Consider the following 3,908-nt stretch of genomic DNA (forward strand, 5'->3'; position numbering starts at 1 on the left):
TCTTTGTTTGTTTCGTGTTCAAAAGAAGAAAATAATGAAGGCAATAAAGAAGAACCTTCTTATCTGGTTTCATCGAATGTAAAATATGCATTTGGCGAGGCAAATGTTGAAGCTGCATTTTCTATGCCCGGAGTGGAAGAAGCTGTGAAAAATGGTATAGTTACGTATAAAATAGAGTATAAGACAAAATATAACAATGAAGATATTATAGCTTCGGGGACTTTAACATTGCCCGATGCACAGGGAAGCTATCCCTTAGCTCTAATTGAAAGGGGAACGATTTTAAGTAATGGTGATGCTCCTTCAGAGGGTACTATGCCTAAGTATGAAGCTTTGGCGGGTATGGGATATATAGTTTTTGTACCGGATATGATTGGTTATGGTTCTTCTAAAGATGTGTTGCACCCGTATTTTGATTATGAATACACAGCTACGGCAAGTGTTGACATGTATTATGCTGTAAACGAATATCTTGATTCTAAAGAAAACGCAACAACAACTGCTAATGATAAATTTTTCATAACAGGCTATTCTCAGGGGGGATATTCGGCTATGGCAACATATAAATATATTGAAGAAAATAACGATGATATTAATGTAACAGCTGTTGGCCCGGGAGCGGGTGGATACAACGTAATGTCGATTGTTGATAATGTATTGAAAGAGGATGTTTATCCGGCAACGATATTACTTGCAATGCCAATGGTAACTTATAACGAATTGTATGCAAAGAGACCTTTGTCTGATCTTTTTAACGCTCCTTACGATGCGCAGATTCAGGAAGTAATTGACGGGGAAAAAGAATGGGCTGACATAGCATACTCTTTGCCAACAGTAATAAAAGAACTGTTCAAGCCTGAATTAGTTGATAAACTAAAAAACGGAGAGAGTACATTTTTAACCCAGGCTATTATAGATAACAGTGTTCATGACTGGGCACCAAGTAAACCTCTTGTTATGTATCATTATCGTCCTGATGAGATTATACCGATAGAAACAACCAGATCAACTTTAGAAACAATGCAAAGTAATGGTGCAGTAAATGTGGGATGTTTTGAGATTCCACAAGAGCTTGTAACCAGCGAAAATCAATGGGGAGCACATGGAGCTGCCGGTTTTCCTGCTATTTTATTGGCTTTTAATCAGTTTGGGCAATATTAGAAGGTTTCCGAAGCTTAATGAATAAAAAAACTCCTTTCGATGTCATCGAAAGGAGTTTTTCTTTATAATGTGCTTAAAAATATATTGGAAAATTTATTCTCCTCCAAATTTATAAGTTAGCCCAAGTGCAGCAACCCAGTTTGATTTGTCACAGGTTTTATCGTAAACCTGACCAAAGTCATCTGCCAGACCTTCCTTACCTCCACCTTCGTAAATCGTGTATAGGAATCCAAAATCGAGATCAAATTTTTCGGTTAAATGAGCTACCCCTCCGGCAGAGAAAGTATCAGAATCAAGACTGTAACTCAATTCACTTTGATATGCAAGAGTAGGTCCTGAAGAAGCATGAAGATATCCTCCGCTTATTCCAAATGTTTCATTGATATCGTATTGAAGACCTAAAGCTATTTCAAACGAGTTACCATCTATAAGCTCAGAGTTATCTCCTCTTAGATAATTACCTTCGCTGTCATATCCATTCTTTCCATAGTCAGCAGTTTTGTCCCAGTAATAATGGAGTCCGGTGCTTATTTTTAATTTTTCTGTAGCATTATAATCAATACCTACAGAAAGGAATGCAGGCATATCTGCAGCTGTTACTCTTTTGTCAGGGAACATTCCTGTATCATCTTTGGTTGTATTATTTGTAACATCCATTGTTGTTTTGAACTCATATTTAATACCTATGTTAAGGTTGTCGTCCATCAATGCGATGTTTGCTCCTATTATCGGAGTGATTCCCGAACCGGTTTGTTCGGCTTCCAATTCTCTGTCTTTCTCCAATTCATCTCCTGTTGCAGACATAACGCCTGCTGCTCCGTAAAATGTAGCTTGAGCTGTTGAAATGGTCATTGAACCCGGATCTTCTACACCAACTGCACCTAATCCTCCAACAATCTGTGCGTATTCTTCATCTGAAATATGACCGGCGGCTTTCACTTGATCAATAGTGAACCCTCCTGCGTTAGCATCAACAAGACCTTGTAATTCATTACCTGCATAATTAAACAGCCCGGCAACTTGTCCAAATACTACTGACGGTGCAACATCTGTTCCGTTTAATGTATATTGAACATCTTTGATATGTCCTTCGTAAGAGTTCTTAATACTTACGTATCTCAAACCGGCATAAACCGATACCATATCGTTTATTGCATAGGAAGCTCCTGCCTGAAGTCCCATATATGCAGATGTCCCTTCGAGACTAATATCTACATCATAGCCCTGTACATCAATACCTGCTGGTTTCAGTCCGCTTAAAGCAAGGGGTACCGAAGCAAAAGGCATCTCGAAAGAAGGCAGCCCTTCTTCGAAATTGGCGCTACCGCCGCCACCAACTACGGTGAAGCCTCCTGAGAATGCCCAGTTACCGGTTTTATAAGCCATAAATGCTGAAGGGAATAACGGTGCAAAAACATCACCGATATAAGTATCATTGTTTAGCATCGGATTTGAGCTTGTAATTTTTCGCTCCTGTGTGATAACCTGATTATTTAACTGAACATAAAAGCCATCAGCCAATTTAGTAAGCCCTGCCGGGTTGTAAAATACAGCATCAACATCGGTAGAAGCATCACGAGCCAGCATACGTATATATGCAGCACTTTGATTGGTGTTGGTCACCATTCCACCGGCAAATGCCATTTGCCCAAGCAATAATGATGAAAGAACTAATTTCAATCTTTTCATAATTGATTATTTATTGGTTAGTAGTAAAATTTTTTAAAATAATTACCTTATTAATTAGTAAAAATGATTTTCGGACGTTAATGAACAGTCGTTCAGTCGGCACTTGTCCGGATTCTTCAGTCTGATAAAATTCAATATGCTCCAATATCAGAATAGTAAAATCCTTATTTTACAAGGCTTGTGAGATAAAATTTATTATGCATGCATAATAAATTGATTTACTGCAACTTAACTAGAACAATATTTACATAATTCTGTTAAAAATCAAACATTATTCAAATTATTTTAAAAACGCGGATGTTTTATTGATTTTGATAACAAAATGTTATAAAACAAATTCTTTTCCATTGAAAGAGAGATAAAAGTTTGTACATTGCCTTCGCAAATTCGGTGATATGGATTTGTAATTACTTTAATGTTTGGGAAATTCAATTCCTAAATATGGTGATTGTTATTGGTTATCTTCAAAAGGCTGCAAACACGTAGCCTTTTGATTTTTATAGCGAATTAATTCAATGAAAAGGAGGCCGGATCAAAAGTTTTAAATATTTTGATCCGGCCTCCTTTAAAAATATTGTTATAATGCCTTAAAATACAAATCTGAATCCGAGAGCAATATTGTTCCAGGAGAAGGCGTCATCAACATAGGAATTTTTGGTTAAAGCCCATTCAGGTCTGTAATCCAGTGTAAATTGTAAAAATTTCACAATCCTGAGCGAAAGACCCAAATCAACAGCAAGATTAGCATGGAAATGTTCTCTTTGAAGACCCAGACCAACACCTGCACCGCCATAAAAACTAAATCTGTCTCTGTTTCCTGCGAGTGTCCAAAGTTTTAGCCCTGTAAATTTCCAGGTTCCTCCACTTATATATCCAAAGTCTATTTCGTGGGAGCCAATTCCCTGAAAACTAAATTCAACTCCTCCATAGGCATTTCCGTCAACTCCAAAAACACCACCTCTTATACCAATTGCATTTTGGCTAAATCCGCTTAGACTAAACAGTAAAAGAAGACTTGAAATAAATAAAATTTTTTTCATAATATTCTTATTATTAGA

At 37.1% G+C, this 3,908-nt stretch carries 3 protein-coding genes; 1 reads left to right on the forward strand and 2 read right to left on the reverse strand.

The window, feature by feature from the left end:
* A partial coding sequence (locus tag ABFR62_13470; protein MEN8139430.1) for a lipase family protein occupies positions 1–1,161 on the forward strand: 1,161 nt, incomplete at its 5' end.
* A gap of 93 nt (positions 1,162–1,254) precedes the next feature.
* Here ABFR62_13470 and ABFR62_13475 read toward each other — a convergent pair.
* Complete coding sequence (locus ABFR62_13475) at positions 1,255–2,850, reverse strand: hypothetical protein (GenBank protein ID MEN8139431.1); 1,596 nt, start codon at positions 2,848–2,850, stop codon at positions 1,255–1,257.
* A 587-nt stretch (positions 2,851–3,437) separates the two neighbouring features.
* Positions 3,438–3,908, reverse strand: a 471-nt coding sequence (locus tag ABFR62_13480; protein MEN8139432.1) for a hypothetical protein, incomplete at its 5' end; no start/stop codon positions are given.

The organism is Bacteroidota bacterium, assembly GCA_039714315.1.
Lineage (GTDB): Bacteria > Bacteroidota > Bacteroidia > Flavobacteriales > JADGDT01 > JADGDT01.